Source organism: Acidiplasma cupricumulans, assembly GCF_001402935.1.
Classification (GTDB): Archaea; Thermoplasmatota; Thermoplasmata; order Thermoplasmatales; family Thermoplasmataceae; genus Acidiplasma; species Acidiplasma aeolicum.
This window is the reverse complement of the sequence record NZ_LKBH01000167.1, coordinates 1-834: the sequence shown is the minus strand read 5'-3', so window position 1 is coordinate 834 and position 834 is coordinate 1. Positions and strand designations below refer to the sequence as shown.

The window sequence follows — 834 nt, the reverse complement described above, 5'->3', positions numbered from 1 at the left end:
TGGAATAAAAAAAATATTTTATAAATGGGCGCATTATTAAAAATTATGAATCTTCTAAAGGATAAAATAGTTTTAATAACTGGTGCATCAAAGGGTCTTGGACGTGCCATTGCGGAAAAATTCAGTGCAGAGGGTGCAAGAATAGCCATTAACTATAATCATGATGCCAGATCTGCAGAACTTTTAAGGGAAAAATTACCGGGTTCAGAAATATTTCAGGCGGACGTTTCTAGCCATGACAGCGTAAAAAATATGATAGAGGAAATACATAAAAAAATGGGCACAATAGATATTCTGGTAAACAACGCCGGCATGTGGCATTTACTCTCATGGGATGATTTTGACGACGCAAAGGTTAATGAAATGATTTCTGTTAATCTTATGGGCCAAATATACGCTGCAAAGGAATGCCTTGAGGATATCAAAAAGAATAAGGGCATAATAATAAATATGGCATCAAATGCAGGTGTTGGAACAGCAGCGAGCAATACCACATTTTATTCCATATCAAAGGCGGGCGTCATTATGTTAACAAAGAGGCTTGCATTTGACCTTTCAGGTACCGGTGTCAGGGTAAATGCCATAGCACCAGGATGGATAGAAACAGATATGACGATAGGTGGTAAAACCAGTGAAGAGATAAAAAATCTTGAACATTCTTTCATTTCAAGAACATCATTGAAAATGTTTGGAAAACCCGAATACATAGCAGATGCTGCCTTATTCCTTGCAACCGATGCCTCAAAATATATGAACGGTCAGGTGCTTGTTGTTGATGGTGGCAGAATAGATAATCTTACACACAGCCTATAATTTTAATCGTAAATATTTTTT

The 834-nt window shown here is 36.8% G+C and carries 1 protein-coding gene; it reads left to right on the top strand.

The window, feature by feature from the left end:
* Positions 1–45 precede the first annotated feature (45 nt).
* Positions 46–813 carry an SDR family oxidoreductase gene (locus tag AOG55_RS04565; RefSeq protein ID WP_048102164.1) on the top strand — a complete coding sequence of 256 codons (768 nt, stop codon included), beginning with the start codon at positions 46–48 and terminating at the stop codon, positions 811–813.
* The last annotated feature ends 21 nt before the right edge of the window (positions 814–834 follow it).

Coding starts and splice junctions, on each gene's coding strand:
- AOG55_RS04565 (WP_048102164.1), top strand. CDS start 46: ATGAATCTTCTAAAGGATAAAATAGTTTTAATAACTGGTGCATCAAAG.